This window comes from Nonomuraea candida, from assembly GCF_000725485.1.
In the GTDB taxonomy this organism is placed as follows: Bacteria; Actinomycetota; Actinomycetes; order Streptosporangiales; family Streptosporangiaceae; genus Nonomuraea; species Nonomuraea candida.
This window is the reverse complement of record NZ_JOAG01000021.1, coordinates 142425-160767: the sequence shown is the minus strand read 5'-3', so window position 1 is coordinate 160767 and position 18343 is coordinate 142425. Positions and strand designations below refer to the sequence as shown.

Genomic DNA, 18343 nt, shown 5'->3' with positions numbered 1-18343 from the left:
CGACGCCCCATGCGGTGAGGCGTTGCGCGGCTGCTCCGCGGCTGGCGCGATCGCCCGCATGGCCCTCGACACGACGCGGGCCGCGACGTCGAGAAGACGATCCTCGCAGCCGCCTGCCACGCCGAGGAGATCCACGTACGGCCGCACCGGGCCCGGCACGACGTCCACGCGCGCAATGAGACGCCTAACAGCGGCTCCAGGCCCAAGGCACAGGTGAACTTCCCGCGTGGGCACATTCGATCGCACGGCGGGTAAGGCCGCCGCCTCTAGGGACTTCGGTGAGAGTCGTCTTCCCGCGCGGTGCGAATGCTGCTGGCGCCCTTCCCTTGGCCGGTGCGTAGCCGTATGGTCACGCTGAGGAATTCAGGGAGGTTGCGTGGGGGACGAGAAGGACGGCGGCAAACACGAGGGTAAGCCCCACGAGTACCACAAGGTGAAGGCCGAAGTGGGCCCCGACCAAGGCGACGGGGTCGCCAAGGGCGGAGGAAAGCGCGAGGGCGACGGCAAGTGACCATCGACCACGCCGCCTGCCTCGACCAGCTCATCAAGGACGTGGAGGAGCGATGCGGCCCTCTCCTGGAGCCGGTCGAGCGGGCGCTGCGGGCCGTGCCACGCCATCTGTTCATCCCGGCCGTGGCACGCACCTCCACCGACACCGGCTTCAACCTCATCGACCGCGACGAGAACCCCGGCGCCTGGTGGGACACCGTCTACCAGGCGACGGAGCCGATCATCACCCAGGTCGACGACGGTGCCACCGACCTGCGGGACGGCTCCTGGAACCGGTTCAGCTCCTCCAACAGCGCCCCCGTCACGGTCGCCGACCTGCTCGAACTCCTCCTGCCCAAGCAGGGCGACCGCGTGCTGGAGATCGGCACGGGAACAGGCTGGACGGCCGCCCTCCTCTCGCACATGGCCGGTGCGAAGAACGTCACCACCGTCGAGGTGGACGCCGCGGTGTCCGAGCAGGCCGCCAAGAACCTGGCCGCCGCCGGCGTGCAACCTCACCTGGTCGTCGGTGACGGCACGGCCGGCTATCCGGAGCGGGCCCCGTTCGACAGGGTGCACGTGACGTGCAGCATCTACCAGGTTCCGTACGCGTGGGTGGAGCAGACCCGGCCGGGCGGGGTGATCGTCGCCCCTCTGGAGACGGGGTTCGGGCACGGCTGGGCGGTCAGGCTGGTCGTCATGCCGGACGGGACCGCGTCCGGCCGGTTCGGCGCCGGCGCCTCCTACATGCACCTGCGTTCCCAACGGCTCACCTACCAGCCGGAGCCGGACGTGGAGCCCGCCCGCGGCACCACCCACGTCAACCCGCGCACCATCGCCGAAGCACCTGCCGGAGCGTTGCTGGCCATGCGCGGCATGACCGGGCTGCACCTGCGCGTCGGTGAAGAAGACGGCATCCACCGGGTGTGGGTGCTCAACCCCGACAAGGCGGGCGAGCGGGCCATGACCTTGTGGGAGGACGGCCTCGACGAATACCCCGTCTTCCAGATCGGCGACCGGCCCGTCTGGGACGAGGTGGTGGACGCCTACTTCCGATGGGTGTCGTGGGGCGAGCCCGGCCAGCGGCGCTTCGGCATGACCGTCACCCGCGACGAAGGACAGCGGTTCTGGCTGGACAGCCCGGACTCGCCCCTGGTGTGAGGCGGCCGGCCTCATCCAGGCCGGGAGCTTCTCCAGCTTCGCCCCCCGGCCGCCCGCCTGCCCGCGCCGTGTGATCCAGCTACCGGTGCGACGATCCTCGCGGGTCAGCACGCCTTCCGGGCGTCGGGGCCGCCCTCCTGCCGGTACGGTCCGCACGTGCGTTCACCGGCAATACATTGCAACGGCCTATCGGCGTCGGTTGCATTTCTCCGCAATGCTGTTGCAACGATTGCGGAGAAACAGCAGTCAAAACGCGGTTATTCGAGACTCTTACGTTGACGATCCATAAAACGCAACGTAGCCTTTTCCCGCCCTGAAAGAATCCGGCAGGACGGGGAGACCCTCATGACAAGAGCGCTGGACGTGACCCGGACACGAGCCCACGTCGAAGAGCTGCTCGCGGAGTACCGCATTCCGAGCGCCGCGATCGGCGTGCTCGTCGACGGGGAGATCACCGACTTCGCGGCCGGCGTCAGCGACCTCGCCACCCGGGCGCCCGCGACGACCGGCACCATCTACCAGTGCGGCTCGGTCTCCAAGACCTGGACCGCCCTCGCCTTCATGCGCCTCGTCGACGAGGGGAAGGTCGCCCTCGACGAGCCGGTGCGGACCTACCTGCCCGGCTTCCGGGTCGCCGACCCCGAGGTCAGCGCCAGGGTCACCCCCCGCCACCTCCTCAACCACACCAACGGCATCGAGGAGAGCTACGGCGACCCGGGCGAGGGCGACGACGTCTACGAGCGCATGGTGGCCGGCATCGCCGGCGCGCGCCAGGTCCACCCGCTGGGCCGCACCCACGGCTACAGCGCGGCCCTCGGCTACGCCATCCTCGCCCGCGTCATGGAGGTGGTGGAGGGCGGGCGATGGGACGACATCATGCGCGATCGCCTGTTCGGCCCGCTGGGGCTGACCTCGACGAGCAGCCGGCACGAGCACGTCGACCGGAGCCGGGCCGCGACCGGATACCTGATCCGCTCCCTCGACGAGGGGCCGATCCCCTCACCGCTGACCCACCTGCCGCGCGCCTTCGGCCCCGGCGGCAACGTCAGCACGACCGCCCGAGAGCTGCTCACGATGGCGTACGTCTTCCTCAACGAGGGAACGGCGCCGAACGGGACCAGGATCGTCTCGCCCGGCACCATCCGCGAGATGACCGGGTCGAGGGTGCCCGTTCCCGAGCCGTACATGTTCGGACCGGAATGGGCGCTCGGCCTCATCGTGGGCGACTGGCACGGCGAGACCGTCTACGCCCACGACGGCAGCGCCGTCAGTCAGAGCGCCCGCCTGCGCATCCTGCCGGAGTCGGGCATCGCCATCTCGATGCTGGCCAACGCCGGGCCGCGCGACAGCTTCTACCGCAAGGTGTTCGACGAGATCCTGACCGGCCTCGGCGCGGTCACCATCCCCGGCCTGCCGGCGCCCGACCCGGCTCTGACCCTCGACCTGTCCAGGTACGAAGGCGTCTACGCACGCCCCGGCGTCCGCTACGAGGTGACGGCCGAGCACGGCAGGCTCCGCCTCGGATTCACCCTCAACCCCATGGAGGCCCAGCTTCTCGACAAGCCCGAACGGCTCGGCTACGAGCTGCTCCCCATCAGCGAGACGCACTTCCTGATGCCGTCGGACGACCCGCTGGAAGACCCCCAGACCGTCGCGATCCACGGCTTCGAGAACGGCGCCGCCCAGTATCTCCACCTCAACTGCCGAACGCACCCGAGAATCGACGAGGAGAGTGCCACCGTGCACGTCATGACCGTTTCCACCGTTTCCGACCACGACGGTTTCTGGGAGTCCCTGAAGCAGGCGTACGGCGGGCTGCCGCAGGGCGCCCGCTGGACGCTGGCGGTGTCGAGCGCCGACGGCGGCAAGGCCGTGAACGTCATCGTGCACGACTCGCTCGACGCCGTCCGAGCCCTCTTCGAGAGCCACACGTCCCCCTTCGCCACCACGGAGTACTTCGAAGCCGACGCCGCCAACGCCGTCGGCCTCCCGCTGTGACACGGATCGCCTCGGCCGCGTCCCGGCGGGCCCGGAGGTGCGCAGGACGCTCCTCGCTTCCGCCGGGCTCGGCGCCTGTGGCACAGTCCTGAGCGCGCCCCTGGACGAGCCGCACCGACCGGACAGGGCGATCTTGAAGGTGCCCGGGTGGCGGTTTGGCGACTTGGGGCGGGTGGGTGAGATCGCCGCTACGGTGAGCGAGGTGGATCGGGGGTTGAGGCCGGCTTCGGGGAGAAGGGCGGCGGTGGGTGACCTCGATCGAGCGGACGGTGGTCAAGGCCAGCGCGGCGTGATCGCCGACAACGACCCCATCGAGCAGGAGAAGGCGATGAAGTTCAACTCGCTGCTCAGCAACTGCGTGATCTGTCACAACACGCTCGACGTCGCCGACGTCGTCCGGCAACTGCAGGCCGAAGGCTGGAAGATCGAGCCCGAAGACCTGGCCGAGGTCTCTCCCTACCTGACCGAGCACATCATGCGCTTCGGCGAGTACTCCACCCACGAACTCGGCATCACCCCGGAAGCCTCCGAACCCCACCTGGACATCGACTTCACCAGGCTGCATGACGGGCCGGCCGCGGCGGCCTGACCCGGGGTTGACGGGGAAGGGGGTCGCCGGATTCCTCCCGCTCAGCTGAGGCGTTCCGCGATCAAGGAGTCGCTGAGGTCGCGGAGCCGGCGCCTGGCCGCCCTGTCGTGGGCCTGGTTGACCACGCGCCCCGTGATCGGCAACAGCCGGCGTGCCAGGTGGTAGCCGGCCAGGTAGTTGACCGCGAAGCGCAGCTCGATGCCGTCCGCGGACAGCTCGCGGCCGGTGCCGGGGGCGCCGCCGCCGACGCCCGCGTTGTTGACGAGCACGTCGATCGACTCATGGTTGCCAAGTACCTCGTCGGCCAGGCGGTCGACCTGACGCAACTCGGCCAGGTCGGCCACCACCCTGTCCGGGAAGTCGCGCAACTTGTCCGGGTCACGGCCGTGCGCGATGACCCGATCTCCGGCCTGCATGAGCCGGTTGGCCAGCTCCAGCCCGAGACCGGAGGTCGCACCGGTGACCAGGATCGTCCTCATGCCTTCAGCTTGCCCCCGCCGTCGACGGTGAGGACCGTGCCCGTGGTGAAGGCGTTGCCGACGACGAAGGCGATCGCGGAGGCGATGTCGGCCGGCTCGGCCACACGGTTGAGTGGCGAGGCGGCGGCGAAGCCCTTCATGGCCTCGGCCCGGGCCGCCTCGTCCAGCCAGCTCCACCACTCGGTGTCCACCACGCCCGGCGACACCGCGTTCACTCTGATCGGCGCCAGCTCCACGGCCAGGCCGGGGACGACGGCCTCGATCGCACCGTTGATCGCTGCCAGCCCGCTGGAGCCGGGGAAGGCCGCGCCTGCCGAGGCGGCGGCGACGAAGGTGATCGAGCCGCGCTCCGACAGTGCCGTCGCCGCTGCCTTCGCGGTCAGGAAGTGCGGGATCAGCTTGTCTTCAACGGCCTGGCGCAGCGCGTCCGCGGTGATCGCGGAGAGCGGCCCGGCGGCCTGGCCGCGCCCGCTGACATTGATCACCACGTTGTCAACCGGGCCGATCCGGTCGAAGAAGTCGCGTGTGGCCTGCTCATCCCTGGCGTCCACGACGTAACCCGCGCCAACGGTCTCCTTGGCTGCTCGCTCAACCCGCTCGGGAGTGCGCCCGGTGACGATCACTTCGTGGCCCTGCTCGCTCAGCAGCTTCGCGGTGGCCAGGCCGACGCCGGCGGTTCCGCCAATGATCACAGTACGCATTGTCAAGACCTTCTTTCGAGTCACCTTGCCTCGAAACTATAAATCGAGGCATTGTGTCTTGTAAAGTGGCGGCCATGGTGGGCAGACCGAGGAGCGAAACGTCCAGGCGTGCGATCCTGCGCGCGGCCCTGGATCTGTGCGAGCGCGACGGTTATCAGAACGTCACGTTGAAGGGCATCGCGCAGGCTGCGGGCACCGGCAGGCAGACCGTCTACCGCTGGTGGCGGACCAAGGCCGAGGTGATGATCGAAGCGCTGACCGTGTTCGTCGAGGCGCCCACGGGCAGCGAGGACCTGCGCACGTTCCTCCTTGAGACCTTCCGGCTGAGCGGTGGCGCGGCGGGCGGCGTGGTCGTGGGCCTGATGGCCGACGCGCAGAGCGACGAGGCGTTCGCCGTACGCATGCGCGGGTTCATCGACTCCCGCCGACGGGCGCTGCGTGCCGTGCTCGCCAGGACGCTTTCCGCGGACGTGGACCTGGAGCTGGCGGTCGACATGGTGTTCGGCGCGATGTGGTACCGATTGATGAACCGCCACGCGCCTGTCGACGAGTCGCTCGCCGACGATGTCACCGCGATGCTTGCCCGGCTGTCGTCGTGATGTGAACGAACGCCGCGCGACGTGGTTGGCCAAGCTCACCCAGGTGGGCAGGAACCGGCGACCGACTGGGCCACGGCTCGCCGGACGGAAGGCGCACGGGTGGGGCCTGCACGATTCCGCCATTCGGCGCTGACCCACCTGGGCGAGGCGGGCGCGAGCCTGCTGATGCTGATGGCCAAATCCCGGCATGAGAAGCCGGAGAACCTGCAGCGCTACTGCAAGCCCTCACCGGACGCCATCGCCGAGATCACCAGCCTGCTCGCCCCTCGGACCAGCGGCTGACCTGCCTCGACTAGCTCAACCAAGATCGCGATGGTGGGTTTTGGGCTTACCTTGGCTACACCCCAGGAACTCCGGCCCGGCGGCGAGGTGCTGCACGGGGACTCGCCGGGCCCGGCCGCGCGTGCTCGGCCACGCCGATGCCGGCGGGCGGCGATGCGCTGCGGGCACAGGCGGCCGAACGCCTCCGCCGAGCGAACGCCTCCGCCGAGCGAACGTCTAGCCCCGCCTGCTGAGTCCTCGGGCCGGATGCGTGCGCACCTTTCCATACTTCGACGGTCGATATATAGTCGGCTCATGATCGGCATGACGGAGGCGACCTACTTCATCCTCGTCGCCTTGATGGAAGAGCCGCTCCACGGATACGGGATCATCAAACGGGCCCGGACCCAGTCGCTCGGCGAGGTCGACCTCGCCGTCGGCACCCTGTACAGCGCGCTCGACCGGCTCTCGGAGGCAGGCTGGGTGCGGCTGGACCGCGAGGAGACCGTCAACGGGCGGCCCCGGCGCTACTACCGGATCACCGACGACGGCGCGCGCGCCGTCCGTGCCCAGGCGGCCCGGCTGCAGCGCGCCGCCGCACTCGTCCTGCGGCCGAGCGGGGTGACGAGCGCATGACCCACGTTCTCGAGCTGCGGTACCGCCGCCTCCTGCGCGCCTACCCCAAGGTGTACCGCGCCGAGCACGGCGAGGAGCTGATCGGCACGCTGATGGAGGCGGCCCGGCCCGGGGCGCGCCGGCCGTCGCTCCGCGAGACGCTGCATCTCCTCGCCGGCGGGTTCACCGTCCGCGTCCGGGCCACCCGCGCGTCCGGCGTGCCCCCGTGGGCCGACGGCCTGCATCTCGGCGCGCTGATCGTGGCAGGTGTCACCTTCGCACAGATTCCTGTCCTGCCGTACCTCAACTACAAGGTGTGGACAGCGCTCGGGATCGTCCTGATGGTGGCGCTCGTGCGGGGATGGATGCGGGTCGCGGCTCCCCTTGCGGCGTTCGCCGCGGTGTGGACGAGCTGGCCCATCGTCTGGGGAGGGTTCTACGTCCCGGCGCTCGACCTCGGCCCGCTGTACGGTGACCTCGCGCCGGTTGCGCCTTACTGGGTGGTCGCCGCCGCGTCGGCGGTGCTCGCCGTTCGACGGGCGGGGGCGGGCCGCGCGTCCGGGAAGGCCCGAGGGTGGGGCGCGACGATGCCCGCCCGGTCGCCACGGTGGCTGCTCGTCCCGCTGGCCGGCTGGGCGCTACAGCTCACGCAGGTGCCGGCGTACGAACCCGTCTGGGTCGTCTCGCGGGCCGGCGTCGAGGTGATGGCGCTGCTGCTGGTGCTGGCCGCAACGCTGGCTGCCAGGGACGGCCGCTGGGCGCTGGCGGCTGCCGTCTACCTGCTTCCCGGCCTGGTCTACCTGGCCGAGAATCTGCTTGTGACCGGCCCGCGCGGCTTCGTGTACTGGAGCGTGCTCACCGCTCTCGTCGTGACCTCCTTGGCCGCCGCTCGTCGGGTGCACGCCAAGGCGTGACCGCCGCCTTGTCCGCCGTTCCCGCGCCGTCACCGGTCCCGTCCGCGTGGTCGCCGGGGAAAGGACCGTGATCTGAGCCTGGAGATCACGGCTCCGGCGCGCGCCGCGGGCCGGAACGGGTGGGACCGCCCGGCCCCGGCGGGGCGAGGCTCACAGATCCGGGACCTCCCGTACGGCGCCCTTGTCGGCGGACTGGGCCGTGGCCGCGTAGGCGCGCAACGCGGTGGAGAGGGGACGGTCGCGGTGGCGGGGCCGGTAGCCGGCCTCCCGTTCCAGGCCGGCGCGCCGGGCCGCGAGCTCCGGCTCCGCGACCTCCAGCCGGAGCAGCCGGGCGGAGATGTCGACGGTGACGGCGTCGCCCTCCCGGACCAGGGCCAGCGGGCCGCCGGCGGCCGCCTCGGGGGAGACGTGGCCGACCGACAGGCCGGAGCTGCCGCCGGAGAAGCGGCCGTCGGTGACCACCGCGCACGAGGTGTCCAGGCCCCGCCCCTTGAGGTACGCCGTCGGGTACAGCATCTCCTGCATGCCGGGGCCGCCGCGGGGCCCCTCGTACCGGATGACCAGGACGGAACCCGGCGTGACGCGTCCGGACAGGATCGCCTCGGCCGCCTCCTCCTGCGACTCGGTCACCACCGCCCGCCCGGTGAAGCGCCGCATGCCCTCCGGGACGCCGGCGGACTTCACCACGGCCCCGTCCGGGGCGAGGTTGCCGCGCAGCACGGCCAGGCCCGCGTCCGGCGAGTACGCGTGCGCGGCGTCGCGGATGCAGCCGCCCTCGGCGTCGAGGTCGAGTGACTCCCAGCGGGCCGACTGGGAGAACGCCGCCGACGAGCGCGCCCCGCCGGGCGCGGCGTGGAACAGCTCGACCGCCTCACGGGAGGGGGAGGGGCCGCGGACGTCCCAGGCGCCCAGCCACTCCCCGAGGGAGCCGGCGTGCACGGCGTGCACGTCCTCGTGCAGCAGCCCGGCCCGGTGCAGCTCGCCGAGCAGGGCGGGCACGCCGCCGGCCCGGTGCACGTCCTCCATCAGGTACGCGCCGTTGGGCGCGACCTTGCACAGGCACGGCACCTGGCGGGAACGGGCCTCGATGTCGGCCAGCGTGTAGCCGAGCCCGGCCTCCCGGGCGGCGGCCAGCAGGTGCAGCACCGTGTTGGTGGAGCCGCCCATGGCCAGGTCCAGCGCCATCGCGTTGTCGAACGCGGCCCGGGAGGCGACGGACCTTGGCAGCACGCGGTCGTCGTCCTTGCCGTAGTGACGGGCGGCCAGCTCCATCACGGTACGCCCGGCCCGCTCGTACAGGCCGCGCCGGGCGGTGTGGGTGGCCAGGGTGGAGCCGTTGCCGGGCAGGGCCAGGCCGAGCGCCTCCAGCAGGCAGTTCATGGAGTTGGCGGTGAACATGCCGGAGCAGGAGCCGCAGGTGGGGCAGGCCGCCTCCTCGATCCGGCCCAGGTCGTCGTCGTCCACGGCCGGGTCGGCGGCGCCGGACATGGCGGAGATCAGCGTCAGGCCGGTACGGACCGTGCCGTCGGCCAGCACCGCCCGCCCGCCCTCCATGGGGCCGCCGGAGACGAACACGGTGGGGATGTTCAGCCGCAGCGCGGCCATCAGCATCCCCGGCGTGATCTTGTCGCAGTTGGAGACGCACACCAGGGCGTCGGCCCGGTGCGCCTGCACCATGTACTCGATGGAGTCGGCGATCAGCTCCCGCGACGGCAGCGAGTACAACATCCCCTCGTGGCCCATGGCGATGCCGTCGTCGATGGCGATCGTGTTGAACTCGCGCGCGATCCCGCCCGCCGCCGTCACCGCGTCGCAGACGATGCGTCCCACCGGCTGCAGATGCGTGTGACCGGGGACGAACTCGGCGAAACTGTTGGCCACCGCGACGACCGGCTTGACGCCGATGTCGGCCGCGGGCACGCCGGAGGCGCGCATCAGGGCACGGGCGCCGGCCATGTTCCGCCCGTGGGTGACCGTACGTGATCTCAGCTCTGGCATGCCGCCATGGTGGCGGCGCGCGGGCGTGCGGCGAAGACGCCCGTTGTGCTAGTACTCCCACTACCAGCAGTACGCTGGCCGGCATGAGCACGGCGGCCGAGCGGCGGGCGGAACTGGGCAGTTTCCTGCGCGCCAGGCGCGCGCACCTCGACCCCACGGCGGTGGGCCTGCCCCCGGCCGGGCCGCGCAGGCGGGGCGGGCTGCGCCGCGAGGAGGTCGCCACGCTCTCCGGAGTGAGCGCCACCTGGTACACGTGGCTGGAGCAGGGCCGCGACATCCAGCCCTCCCGCCAGGTCCTCGACGCCCTGGCCCGCACCCTGCGCGTGAGCGCGACCGAGCACGCCTACATGCTCTCCCTGGCGGGCTACACGCCGCTGCCCCCGGCCGCGGAGCCGGCCGGCCAGGCGGCGCCCGGCCACGTGCGGCGGCTGCTCGACGCGCTCGCCGGCTTCCCCGCCTACGCCATCGCCCCCGACTGGGCGATCACCGGCTGGAACGCCGCCTACGCCGCGCTCTACCCCAACGTCGCCACCGTCGCCCCGCCCGAGCGCAACCTGCTGTGGCTGGTCTTCACCGACCCCTACGTGCGCGACCTGCTGCCCGACTGGGAGACCACCAGCCGCCGCTTCCTGGCCGAGTTCCGCGCCGAGGCCGGGCCCCGCCTCGGCGACCTGGCCCGCTCCCCGATCGTCCAGCGCCTCCTGCGGACCAGCGGGCCGTTCCGCGCCGCCTGGCAGGACCACCGCATCGAGGGCTTCGCCTCCCGCCTGCGCGTCTTCCGCCACCCGGAGCAGGGCGTCCTGCGCTACGAGCACCACCGCCTGGCGCCCGCCGACCACCCTGGCCTGCACGTGGTGATCTACACCCCGGCCGGCGAGGACGATGAGCCTCCGCCCTTTCCGGGGCCACCGGCCACACCGGCGCCGGAGGCCGGGCCGTCCGGCCTGAGGTCGCCGACCGCGTCGGCGTAGTAGACCGAGCCGGCCAGGTGCTCGGCGATCGCGCGGATGCTCCAGCCCTCGCCCGGCGAGCGGTCGAGCTCGCCGGGCGAGAGCGCGTCCAGGCGCACGGCCCAGATCTGCGCCAGCCGGGTGAGCCTGCTGCGGGCCTCGTCCAGGTCCTGCTCGGTGAAGGGGGCCAGGTCCGCGGCGGTCGTGATCGCCGAAGCGTGCCAATGATCCGGGTACGGCACCCGCCCGGCCAGCCGCGCCTCCACCTCGGCGAGATGGTCGACCAGGTGGTCGGCGACCCGGCGGATCGCCTTGTGCGGCGTGTAGACGCGGCCGTCGATCGGCCTGGGCACGCCGTCCCAGAGCGTCCAGGTGGCGGCCAGGCCGAGCACGTGGCCGACCATCTCCGTCACCTGCGTGGCGGGATCTGTCACTCGCGTGGCGGAATCGTTCATGGCCCGACCGTAGGGCGGGGAGACTTGCCGGGCGGTCGAAGGATGCCCGCCGGGGCCGGGCCGGCGACCTCCCACCGGCCCTGGCGGACGGGGGCGTGGTCGGACAGCCGCGGGTCGGGCCGCATCGGGCGTACGGCGGCCAGGGCTCGTGACAACCGCCGGCTCTTATGGCCGGTTCGGCTCGGCGAACAGGTGGGCGACGAGCTCGCCCCGGCTGGAGATCCCCGCCTTGCCGAAGACGGCCTTGAGGTGGCCGCGGACGGTGTGGGGCGAGATGAACAGGGCCGTGGCGATCTCGGCGGTGGACAGGCCCCGCGCCACGAACCGGGCGACCTCGAACTCCCGGGGCGTCAGCCCGTACGCCTGGGCGACGATCACCGCGAGGTCGGCGGGAGGCGCGGGCTCGATGACGAGCGCCGTGGGGCCCGGCCGGCCGCCGGGGCCGCTCAGGCATGAGGCGTGGCAGGTCAGCCACCGCAGGTCGCGGGTCCGGATGCGGATCCTGGCGCTGCCGCGATCGTGGCCCCGGGCGACGGCCCGCGCCTGCAGGGTCGTGCCGACCAGCCAGATGGGCAGCCGCAGCCCGAGCGCCGTGGGCGTGGAGGGCCCGTCCGGCAGCAGTGCGAGATAGCGCCGGGCCTCCTCGTTGATCGACGTGGCCGTGCCGTGCTCGTCGAACAGCAGCAGGCCGGGCGCGCCCGCGCCGGGCCCGGCGGGCGAACCGGACGGGCGGGCGAACCGGCGCAGCCGGTCGGCCAGCGGCGCGGACAGGTCGGCGAGCAGCGCGATCTCGCGCGTGCCGAACGCCGGCCCCGCCCCCATGCGGAACAGGCTCACCGTGGCCCACGGCCGGTCGCCGATCCGCAGCACGGCCCGCAGCTCGTCGTCCACGCCCTGACCGCCGAGCAGGCGGCGGTAGCGGGCGCTGCGGGCGGGCAGGTCGCCGGTGGCCGCGCGCAGGCCGGCCACGGGGACGGCGGCGCGGGCCAGGTCACGGAACGGCAGGACGTTCTCCTCCAGCAGCTCGCTCTCCCAGTAGGCGGCGCATCCTTCGCCGGAGCCGAGGTTCTCCACCAGCATGGGCGCGGTGACCAGGCCCGTCTCGGGATCGGTGGCCGTCCACACCGCCGCGTCGAACGGGACGTGCCGCCGCAGCCCGGCCGAGGCGCGGCTGAAGAGCTCCAGCGGGTCGGCGGACCGTTCGGCGGCCGAGAGGATCTCGGCGGGGCGGTACGGGTGCGTCACGAGGGCTTCCTTCCGGCGCCGGGTCACGGACGAGAGTCGGACGCGGCCAGCCTGCCCGTTCTCCCTTCTTCCGCCAACCCCCCATTTGAGGGGGTCATTCCGCGCGGATCCCCCGCAGCCGGGGAATGGAGCGCGGCCCCGGCCGTCACGAGGATCGGCAGGGCCTGTTCGCGAACAAGGGGAGGAAACGTCATGCGGATCGCGATCATCGGAGGCGGCGCCGCCGCGGCCGGCCTGCTGGACTCACTGGCGGCCGGCGAGGCGGGGCCGGGGGAGGTCACGGTCTTCGAGCCGTCCGCGCATCTGTGGCGGGGCCGGCCGTACGCGCCGGACCTGGACAGCGTGCTGGTCAACGCCCCGCCCGCCATCATGTCGATCCGCCACGGGGACCCGGGGCACTACGCCGCCTGGCTGGGGCCCGAGCGGGCCGCCGCCCACCTGGACGGCCTGCTGGGACAGCCGCTGGTGCCGCGCGCGCTCTACGGGGACTACCTGGCCGACACCGCCGAGGCGGCCCTGGCCGCGCTGCGCGGGCGCGGGTGGCGGACGCGGGTCGTCGCCGCCCGGGTCGTCGCGGTGACCCGCTCCGGCGGGGACCCCGGGCCGGCGCTGCGCACCGAGGACGGGCGCGAGCATCCGGCCGACCAGGTGGTGCTGTGCGTGGGCGGGGGGACGCCGCAGGACCACTACGGCCTGGACGGCGCGCCGGGGTTCGTGGGCGATCCGTACCCGCTGGCGCGCACGCGCGGCCACATCCCGGCCGGGGCCCACGTCGCGGTGATCGGCAGCGGGCTGACCGCCGTGGACGTGGTGGTGTCGCTCGCCGCGGGCGGCCATGCCGGGCGGATCACGCTGGTGTCGCGGAGCGGCCTGCTGCCGCACGTCTGGCAGCGTCCCCTCGGCCACCGGCCCGTGCACGTGACGGCCGCGCGGGTGGCGGCGCTGTCCCGCGCGGACGGCGGCGTCACCCTCGCCGGCCTCGCCGGGCTGCTCCGCGCCGAGCTGGCCGAGGCGGGCGAGGACTTCGCGGACTTCACGGCCGAGCTGCTCGCGGCGGGCTCGGAGGAGCCCGTACGGCGGTTGCGCCGGCAACTGGACGCCGTCGGCGACCCGCGGATCGGGCGGCGGGTGCTCCAGGAGACCGCCCACACCGTCGGGCCGCACGCCTGGCGGCTGCTGCCCGAGCCCGACCGCGACCGGCTGCGCGGCCACTTCCGGCTGGCCACCAGCGTGGCCTCGCCCATGGTGCCGGTGAACGCCGCCGCCCTGCTGCGGCTGTTCGAGTCCGGGCAGCTCGCCATGGCGGCGGGCGTACGCAAGATCGAGGCCGTGGCGGGCGGGTTCCTGGTCCGGGGCGACGGTGGCGACCTGGCCGCCGACGTGGTCGTCAACGCGGTGAACCCGCCGCCCCAGGCGGTGCCCCGCGCGGCCGAGCCGCTGGTCACGTCCCTGCTGGCCGGCGGGATGGCCACGCTGCACCCGTCGGGCGGGCTGGTCCCGGCCGGCCCGCGCCTGCACGTGGTGGGCGACCTGGCCGGCGGCGGCCCGTTCATCACCTCGGGCATCCCCGGAGTCGCCGCCGCGGGCGCCCGCGCCGCCCGCGAGCTGTGGGCCGCGCACACCGGCTGACCGGCCGCGCGGGGCGGGCGGAGTCGCTCAGAGGGTCAGCAGGGTCTTGGTGGCGCGGCGCTCGTGCATGGCCCGGTAGCCCTCGGCGGCCTCCTGCAACGGCAGGGTGAGGTTGAACACCTTGCCGGGGTCGATCTCGCCGTCGAAGATGAGGTCGATCAGCTCGGGCAGGAACCGGCGCACCGGGGCCGGGCCGCCGAGCAGGCTGACCTGGGCGAGGAAGAGCTCCTCGCCGCTGAGCGCGACGTCGTGGTTGACGCCCACGAAGCCGACGTGGCCGCCGGGACGGGCGCAGCCGATGGCCTGCCGCATCGACTCCTGGGTGCCGACCGCCTCGACCACCGAGTGCGCGCCGAGCCCGCCGGTGAGGTCCTTGACCCGCGCCACGCCGTCGTCGCCGCGCTCGGCGACGATGTCGGTGGCGCCGAACTCCCGGGCCAGCCGCTGGCGTGCCTCGTGCCGGCTCATGGCGATGATCCGCTCCGCGCCGAGCCGCCCGGCGGCCAGCACGGCCAGCAGGCCGACCGCGCCGTCGCCGACCACCGCGACCGTCTTCCCGGGCCCGGCCTGCGCGGCCCACGCGCCGAACCAGCCGGTGCCCAGCACGTCGGAGGCGGCCAGCAGGCTCGGGATCAGCTCCGGCCCCGGCATGCCGGGGGTGGCCACGAGGGTGCCGTCGGCGTGCGGGATGCGGGCCCGTTGCGCCTGGGTGCCGACCTCGTTCATGAACACCCGGTTGACGCAGGAGGAGGGGAAGCCCGAGCGGCAGATCTCGCAGGTGCCGTCGGAGGCGACGAACGAGCCGACGACGAACTGGCCGGGCCTGACGTTCCTGACCTCGCCGCCGACCTCCTCGACGACGCCGACGTACTCGTGGCCCATCGGCATCGGCCGCTCGACGGGGTCCACCCCGCGGTAGGGCCACAGGTCGGAGCCGCAGATGCACGTCGCCGCCAGCCGGATCACGGCATCCGTCGGCGCGGTGATCCGCGGCTCGGCGAGCTCCTCCACCCGGACGTCGCCGGGGGCGTGCAGCACTACACCGCGCATGTCGTTCACTCCTCGATCGTCAGGTGATCTCGGCAGCCCGTTCGCCCGGCCGGTGCCGCGCAACGGGACGCGCCGCTCACCTTCCCGGAAAAACGCAGGTCAGACGGGGGTGAGGGCGACGTAGGCGAAAGACGCGGCGCGGGCCGGATGGCGGGGATGCCCCCTCCGGAGGGGCGAGCGCCCGCGTTGCCGCGCCGGAGACCGGCAAGACCAGGAGGGAAGGAGGTCTCCGTGCGAGAGCAGCCCTGGCGGGGACGGGCTTCACACGGCTCCTGCTGATAGATTCTGCATATGCTGAATAGGAACATAGCGGCGTCGAATCCAGGTTCGATGCTCTAGAAACGCAATCAGGACAAGCAGTTCAGCACATGCTGCTTCGCCGCAAACGAAGCCGGCCGACTGTGGCGGTTACGTTATGGTTGGGCCAGCTCTCACTGGGGCATACGCGGGAACGACGAAGGGGGGCAATATGCCTTCGAATCCGATCTACAAATGCGATACCTGTGCCGCCACCGGGACGAATTCCGGCAGCTGTAAGAGGCCGGGCTGTGACGGCACAATGAAAGAGCAATAGTGGTTTTCAAGCTGATGCGCTACTGCCAGCAGGACGGATGCGGGCTGCACACCTCCGACCCGGAAGCAGAAAAGTGCATCAGATGCGGCACGCCGCTTCCCCTCATGCCGACAGAGGAGGAGTACAAAGCTGCAATGCGAGAGGCCGCGCACAACCAGAACTTCAATCTCGACAAGTTCATTCGGGAATGGCGCGAGCTGCGCTCTGCGGTGCAGGGGGATGATACGGCCGGTCACCTGTCGTGAGCAGGGGCGGTCCCTCCGCCTTCCTTGAGGGGCCACCTGACCTGTCCACCCTCCACGCAGCGGGCCCGGCCGGTCGGGGCGAGGTGCCAGGTGGAGGGAGTGGAGAGGCCGGCGGAACGGCCGTGGGCCACCCGGAGGGCGAGCGTGAGCGAGTTCCGCCGGCGTCTCCACGGCCTGCCGGTGATCATCAGGTCCGCCGGCCCGGCTCGGCGTCATGGTGGACGGGCTGTCCCTGGCGGTCATCATCGCGCTGTCCGGCTGGAGCCGGGGCGGTGGGGCCCGGGGCCGCTCAGTCGGCGAGCAGCCGCCACGTGGTGAGGGCGAGCCTGGCCCGGGTCAGCCCGGCGGGCTCGGTGAGGTCGAGGCCCAGAGCCCTTCCGAGCTGGTCGAGCCGGCGGGCGACGCTGCTGTGGTGCAGGTGGAGCAGGTCGGCGGCGCGCCGCAGCGAGCCGGTCTCGCAGTAGGCGTCCAGGGTCTCCAGGTCCTCGGGGTCGGCGGCGACGCGGGTGATCGCGACCACGTCGGCGTTGTCCCGCGCGGCCTCCGGGGGCACCTGCGCGAGCAGCGCCATGGCGCCCAGGTCGTCGTAGTGGACGACCTGGCGGCGCGGGGTGGTGAAGCGCAGCGCGATGCGGGCCTGCTGCCAGGACCGGCCGGGGCAGGGGGCCGCGCCGATGCCCGCGTGGACGCCCTCCGGGAAGCGGGACCGGTCGACGCCGCCGGCCAGCAGCACGCCCAGGCCGGCGATCGGCGCCGCCTTCACCGGGCGGGCCGGGCAGATCAGGCCGCCGATCCGGTCGAGCGGCAGCTCCGAGCGCACGGCGACGACGCGCACCGGCAGGCCGGCCGGGAAACCCAGCAGGCGCAGCGCCCGCGCCCTGGCCGCCTCGTCGATGTCGGAGCTGATCGCCAGCTCGACGAGGGCGGGGTCGGCCATGGTGGTGCGGGCCGGGCCGTACCGTTCGACGACGCCCGCGGCGGCGATGGCCAGCCGGTCCAGCAGCAGCTCGTCGAGGGCGCCCGGCGGGCCGGGGCGCTCCAACCACACCGTGCCGATCTCCTCGTCGTCGAGGACGATCGGCAGCGTGGTGGACGCGGGCGCCGGCGGCGTGGCCGCCTCCCTGCCGTCGGGGGAGATGCGGATGACCCGTCCCGTGCCGTGCAGGCGGATGCCGGTCACGCACTCCGCCAGGTTCGCCGAGGCCCGGACGAGCGCCGGCAGGTCCACCCGCCGGCGCATCAGCGTGTCGTAGAACATGACGACCCGGATCGCGCCTCCCGCCTCCGAGTCCAGGTGGGACAGGCGTACCGCCAGGGCTTCCATGGTTCAAGGGTATGCGCCGATCGGTGCATGATCGGGGGGAGATGCCCGACAGTTGGCGGATGATCCGGAGGGCGGCGGCCACGAGGATGTCCGGCATGGATCCCGAACTTGAAGCGTTCATCCCGTTGTTTCCCCGCACCGAGCTGTCCGACCCGGCCGGTGCCCGCGAACACTACGCCAAGCTGGCGGTCGCGGTGCCCGCGCCGGACGTCTCGGGCATGGAGATCGAGGACCTCATGGTCCCCGCCGAGCGCGACGTGCCGGTCCGGATCTACCGGCCGCACCAGGCCCAGGGCGCGATCGTCTGGCTGCGCGGCGGCGGTTTCGTGATGGGCAACCTGGACACCGAGCACCCGTGGGCCGCCCGGCTCGCCGCTGACACCGGGGCCGTGGTCATCTCGGTGGACTACCGCCTGGCGCCCGAGCACCCGTTCCCGGCCGCGCTGGACGACGCGTACGCCGTGCTGACCTGGGTGGCGGCGAACGCGGCCGGGCTCGGGCTCGACCCGGAGCGGATCGCGGTCGGAGGGCACAGCGCCGGCGGCGGGATCGCGGCGGCGACGGCGTTGCGGGCGCGTGACGAGCAGGGGCCGGCGATCTGCTTCCAGCTGCTCAACCAGCCCGCGCTCGACGACCGGCAGGAGACGTGGTCGGCGCGCGCCTTCACCGACACGCCCTGGATGAACCGCGCCAAGGTCTCCCTGGCGTGGGGGCACTACCTGGACGGCAGGCCCGCCACGCCGTACGCCGCCCCGGCCCGCGCCACCGACCTGTCCGGCCTGCCGCCGGCCTACATCGCCACCGCCGAGTTGTGCCCCAACCGAGACGAGGACATCGCGTACGCGCTGCGCCTGCTGCAGGCCGGCGTGTCCGTGGAGCTGCACCAGTGGGCCGGCACCTTCCACGGGTCGCAGGCGATCCTGTCCGCCGAGGTGTCGCAGCGGCAGCTCGCCGAGCTCAGCGTGGTCCTGCGCCGCGCCCTGATCGGATGAGCCCGGCCGCTTCATCCGGCGCCGGAACCGCCACCGCGACCGAGGCCGCGGCGTCAACGGGCGTGGCGTCAGCGG

General features: G+C 72.8%; 19 protein-coding genes. 12 read left to right on the top strand and 7 right to left on the bottom strand.

All coding sequences use genetic code 11. The features are described from left to right. The first annotated feature begins 376 nt into the window (after positions 1–376). From IO39_RS58985 to IO39_RS22830, 4 genes are all read left to right on the top strand, one after another. The gene (locus IO39_RS58985; protein WP_281200119.1) at positions 377–511 is read left to right on the top strand and encodes a hypothetical protein; all 135 of its coding nucleotides are present in this window, start codon (positions 377–379) and stop codon (positions 509–511) included. Continuing rightward, a complete protein-coding gene (locus IO39_RS22840) occupies positions 508–1650 on the top strand; it encodes a methyltransferase domain-containing protein (protein ID WP_052423236.1) in 1143 nt (380 codons plus the stop codon). Before IO39_RS58985 ends, IO39_RS22840 begins: the two co-directional genes overlap by 4 nt. Positions 1651–1995: 345 nt before the next feature. Then, positions 1996–3648, top strand: coding sequence for a serine hydrolase domain-containing protein (locus tag IO39_RS22835; RefSeq protein WP_052423235.1), 1653 nt, complete (start codon positions 1996–1998; stop codon positions 3646–3648). A 244-nt stretch (positions 3649–3892) separates the two neighbouring features. Further along, on the top strand, positions 3893–4237 hold the full coding sequence (locus IO39_RS22830) for a Tn3 family transposase (protein ID WP_245642149.1): 345 nt from the start codon (positions 3893–3895) through the stop codon (positions 4235–4237). 41 nt (positions 4238–4278) lie between these two features. On the opposite strand, the gene IO39_RS22825 is transcribed toward IO39_RS22830, so the two are convergent. Both IO39_RS22825 and IO39_RS22820 read right to left on the bottom strand, forming a co-directional pair. Then, positions 4279–4716 carry an SDR family NAD(P)-dependent oxidoreductase gene (locus IO39_RS22825; RefSeq protein WP_052423234.1) on the bottom strand — a complete coding sequence of 146 codons (438 nt, stop codon included), beginning with the start codon at positions 4714–4716 and terminating at the stop codon, positions 4279–4281. Then, positions 4713–5408: an SDR family oxidoreductase gene (locus tag IO39_RS22820; RefSeq protein ID WP_211267117.1), complete on the bottom strand. Its 696-nt coding sequence runs from the start codon at positions 5406–5408 to the stop codon at positions 4713–4715. The genes IO39_RS22825 and IO39_RS22820 overlap by 4 nt, the downstream gene beginning before the upstream one ends. Positions 5409–5491: 83 nt before the next feature. On the opposite strand from IO39_RS22820, the gene IO39_RS22815 reads away from it, so the two are divergent. From IO39_RS22815 to IO39_RS22800, 4 genes are all read left to right on the top strand, one after another. Beyond that, complete coding sequence (locus IO39_RS22815) at positions 5492–6016, top strand: TetR/AcrR family transcriptional regulator (protein WP_043626935.1); 525 nt, start codon at positions 5492–5494, stop codon at positions 6014–6016. A 99-nt stretch (positions 6017–6115) separates the two neighbouring features. Next, a complete protein-coding gene (locus IO39_RS22810) occupies positions 6116–6298 on the top strand; it encodes a hypothetical protein (RefSeq protein WP_052423231.1) in 183 nt (60 codons plus the stop codon). 294 nt (positions 6299–6592) lie between these two features. Beyond that, the gene (locus tag IO39_RS22805; protein ID WP_084773296.1) at positions 6593–6913 is read left to right on the top strand and encodes a PadR family transcriptional regulator; all 321 of its coding nucleotides are present in this window, start codon (positions 6593–6595) and stop codon (positions 6911–6913) included. Beyond that, entirely contained in the window at positions 6910–7806 is an 897-nt protein-coding gene (locus IO39_RS22800; protein ID WP_043626707.1) for a hypothetical protein, read from the top strand. Before IO39_RS22805 ends, IO39_RS22800 begins: the two co-directional genes overlap by 4 nt. A gap of 150 nt (positions 7807–7956) precedes the next feature. On the opposite strand, the gene ilvD is transcribed toward IO39_RS22800, so the two are convergent. Then, positions 7957–9804, bottom strand: coding sequence for a dihydroxy-acid dehydratase (gene ilvD, locus IO39_RS22795; RefSeq protein WP_043626705.1), 1848 nt, complete (start codon positions 9802–9804; stop codon positions 7957–7959). 83 nt (positions 9805–9887) lie between these two features. Here ilvD and IO39_RS22790 point away from each other — a divergent pair, with 83 nt between their 5' ends. Further along, on the top strand, positions 9888–10775 hold the full coding sequence (locus tag IO39_RS22790) for a helix-turn-helix transcriptional regulator (RefSeq protein ID WP_084773294.1): 888 nt from the start codon (positions 9888–9890) through the stop codon (positions 10773–10775). On the opposite strand, the gene IO39_RS22785 is transcribed toward IO39_RS22790, so the two are convergent. Both IO39_RS22785 and IO39_RS22780 read right to left on the bottom strand, forming a co-directional pair. Further along, on the bottom strand, positions 10664–11209 hold the full coding sequence (locus IO39_RS22785) for a hypothetical protein (protein WP_211267116.1): 546 nt from the start codon (positions 11207–11209) through the stop codon (positions 10664–10666). The two genes, IO39_RS22790 and IO39_RS22785, sit on opposite strands and share 112 nt — an antisense overlap. A gap of 165 nt (positions 11210–11374) precedes the next feature. Continuing rightward, positions 11375–12454 carry a helix-turn-helix transcriptional regulator gene (locus IO39_RS22780; protein ID WP_043626702.1) on the bottom strand — a complete coding sequence of 360 codons (1080 nt, stop codon included), beginning with the start codon at positions 12452–12454 and terminating at the stop codon, positions 11375–11377. 192 nt (positions 12455–12646) lie between these two features. On the opposite strand from IO39_RS22780, the gene IO39_RS22775 reads away from it, so the two are divergent. Beyond that, positions 12647–14083, top strand: a complete 1437-nt coding sequence (locus IO39_RS22775) for an FAD/NAD(P)-binding protein (RefSeq protein ID WP_043626700.1) — start codon at positions 12647–12649, stop codon at positions 14081–14083. A gap of 27 nt (positions 14084–14110) precedes the next feature. Here IO39_RS22775 and IO39_RS22770 read toward each other — a convergent pair whose 3' ends face one another. Further along, the gene (locus IO39_RS22770; RefSeq protein WP_043626926.1) at positions 14111–15133 is read right to left on the bottom strand and encodes a zinc-dependent alcohol dehydrogenase family protein; all 1023 of its coding nucleotides are present in this window, start codon (positions 15131–15133) and stop codon (positions 14111–14113) included. A 573-nt stretch (positions 15134–15706) separates the two neighbouring features. Between IO39_RS22770 and IO39_RS22765 the strand changes: the two genes are divergently transcribed. After that, a complete protein-coding gene (locus IO39_RS22765) occupies positions 15707–15952 on the top strand; it encodes a hypothetical protein (protein ID WP_043626697.1) in 246 nt (81 codons plus the stop codon). A 289-nt stretch (positions 15953–16241) separates the two neighbouring features. Here IO39_RS22765 and IO39_RS22760 read toward each other — a convergent pair whose 3' ends face one another. Then, positions 16242–17276 (bottom strand): PucR family transcriptional regulator, encoded by a 1035-nt coding sequence (locus tag IO39_RS22760; protein WP_043626694.1) that lies wholly within the window; start codon positions 17274–17276, stop codon positions 16242–16244. Positions 17277–17371: 95 nt separating this feature from the next. On the opposite strand from IO39_RS22760, the gene IO39_RS22755 reads away from it, so the two are divergent. Beyond that, a complete protein-coding gene (locus IO39_RS22755) occupies positions 17372–18268 on the top strand; it encodes an alpha/beta hydrolase (RefSeq protein ID WP_157548772.1) in 897 nt (298 codons plus the stop codon). Positions 18269–18343: the final 75 nt, after the last annotated feature.

Coding starts and splice junctions, on each gene's coding strand:
- IO39_RS22835 (WP_052423235.1), top strand. CDS start 1,996: ATGACAAGAGCGCTGGACGTGACCCGGACACGAGCCCACGTCGAAGAG.
- IO39_RS22825 (WP_052423234.1), bottom strand. CDS start 4,716: ATGAGGACGATCCTGGTCACCGGTGCGACCTCCGGTCTCGGGCTGGAG.
- IO39_RS22815 (WP_043626935.1), top strand. CDS start 5,492: ATGGTGGGCAGACCGAGGAGCGAAACGTCCAGGCGTGCGATCCTGCGC.
- IO39_RS22805 (WP_084773296.1), top strand. CDS start 6,593: ATGATCGGCATGACGGAGGCGACCTACTTCATCCTCGTCGCCTTGATG.
- IO39_RS22800 (WP_043626707.1), top strand. CDS start 6,910: ATGACCCACGTTCTCGAGCTGCGGTACCGCCGCCTCCTGCGCGCCTAC.
- ilvD (WP_043626705.1), bottom strand. CDS start 9,804: ATGCCAGAGCTGAGATCACGTACGGTCACCCACGGGCGGAACATGGCC.
- IO39_RS22790 (WP_084773294.1), top strand. CDS start 9,888: ATGAGCACGGCGGCCGAGCGGCGGGCGGAACTGGGCAGTTTCCTGCGC.
- IO39_RS22785 (WP_211267116.1), bottom strand. CDS start 11,209: ATGAACGATTCCGCCACGCGAGTGACAGATCCCGCCACGCAGGTGACG.
- IO39_RS22775 (WP_043626700.1), top strand. CDS start 12,647: ATGCGGATCGCGATCATCGGAGGCGGCGCCGCCGCGGCCGGCCTGCTG.
- IO39_RS22770 (WP_043626926.1), bottom strand. CDS start 15,133: ATGCGCGGTGTAGTGCTGCACGCCCCCGGCGACGTCCGGGTGGAGGAG.
- IO39_RS22760 (WP_043626694.1), bottom strand. CDS start 17,276: ATGGAAGCCCTGGCGGTACGCCTGTCCCACCTGGACTCGGAGGCGGGA.
- IO39_RS22755 (WP_157548772.1), top strand. CDS start 17,372: ATGGATCCCGAACTTGAAGCGTTCATCCCGTTGTTTCCCCGCACCGAG.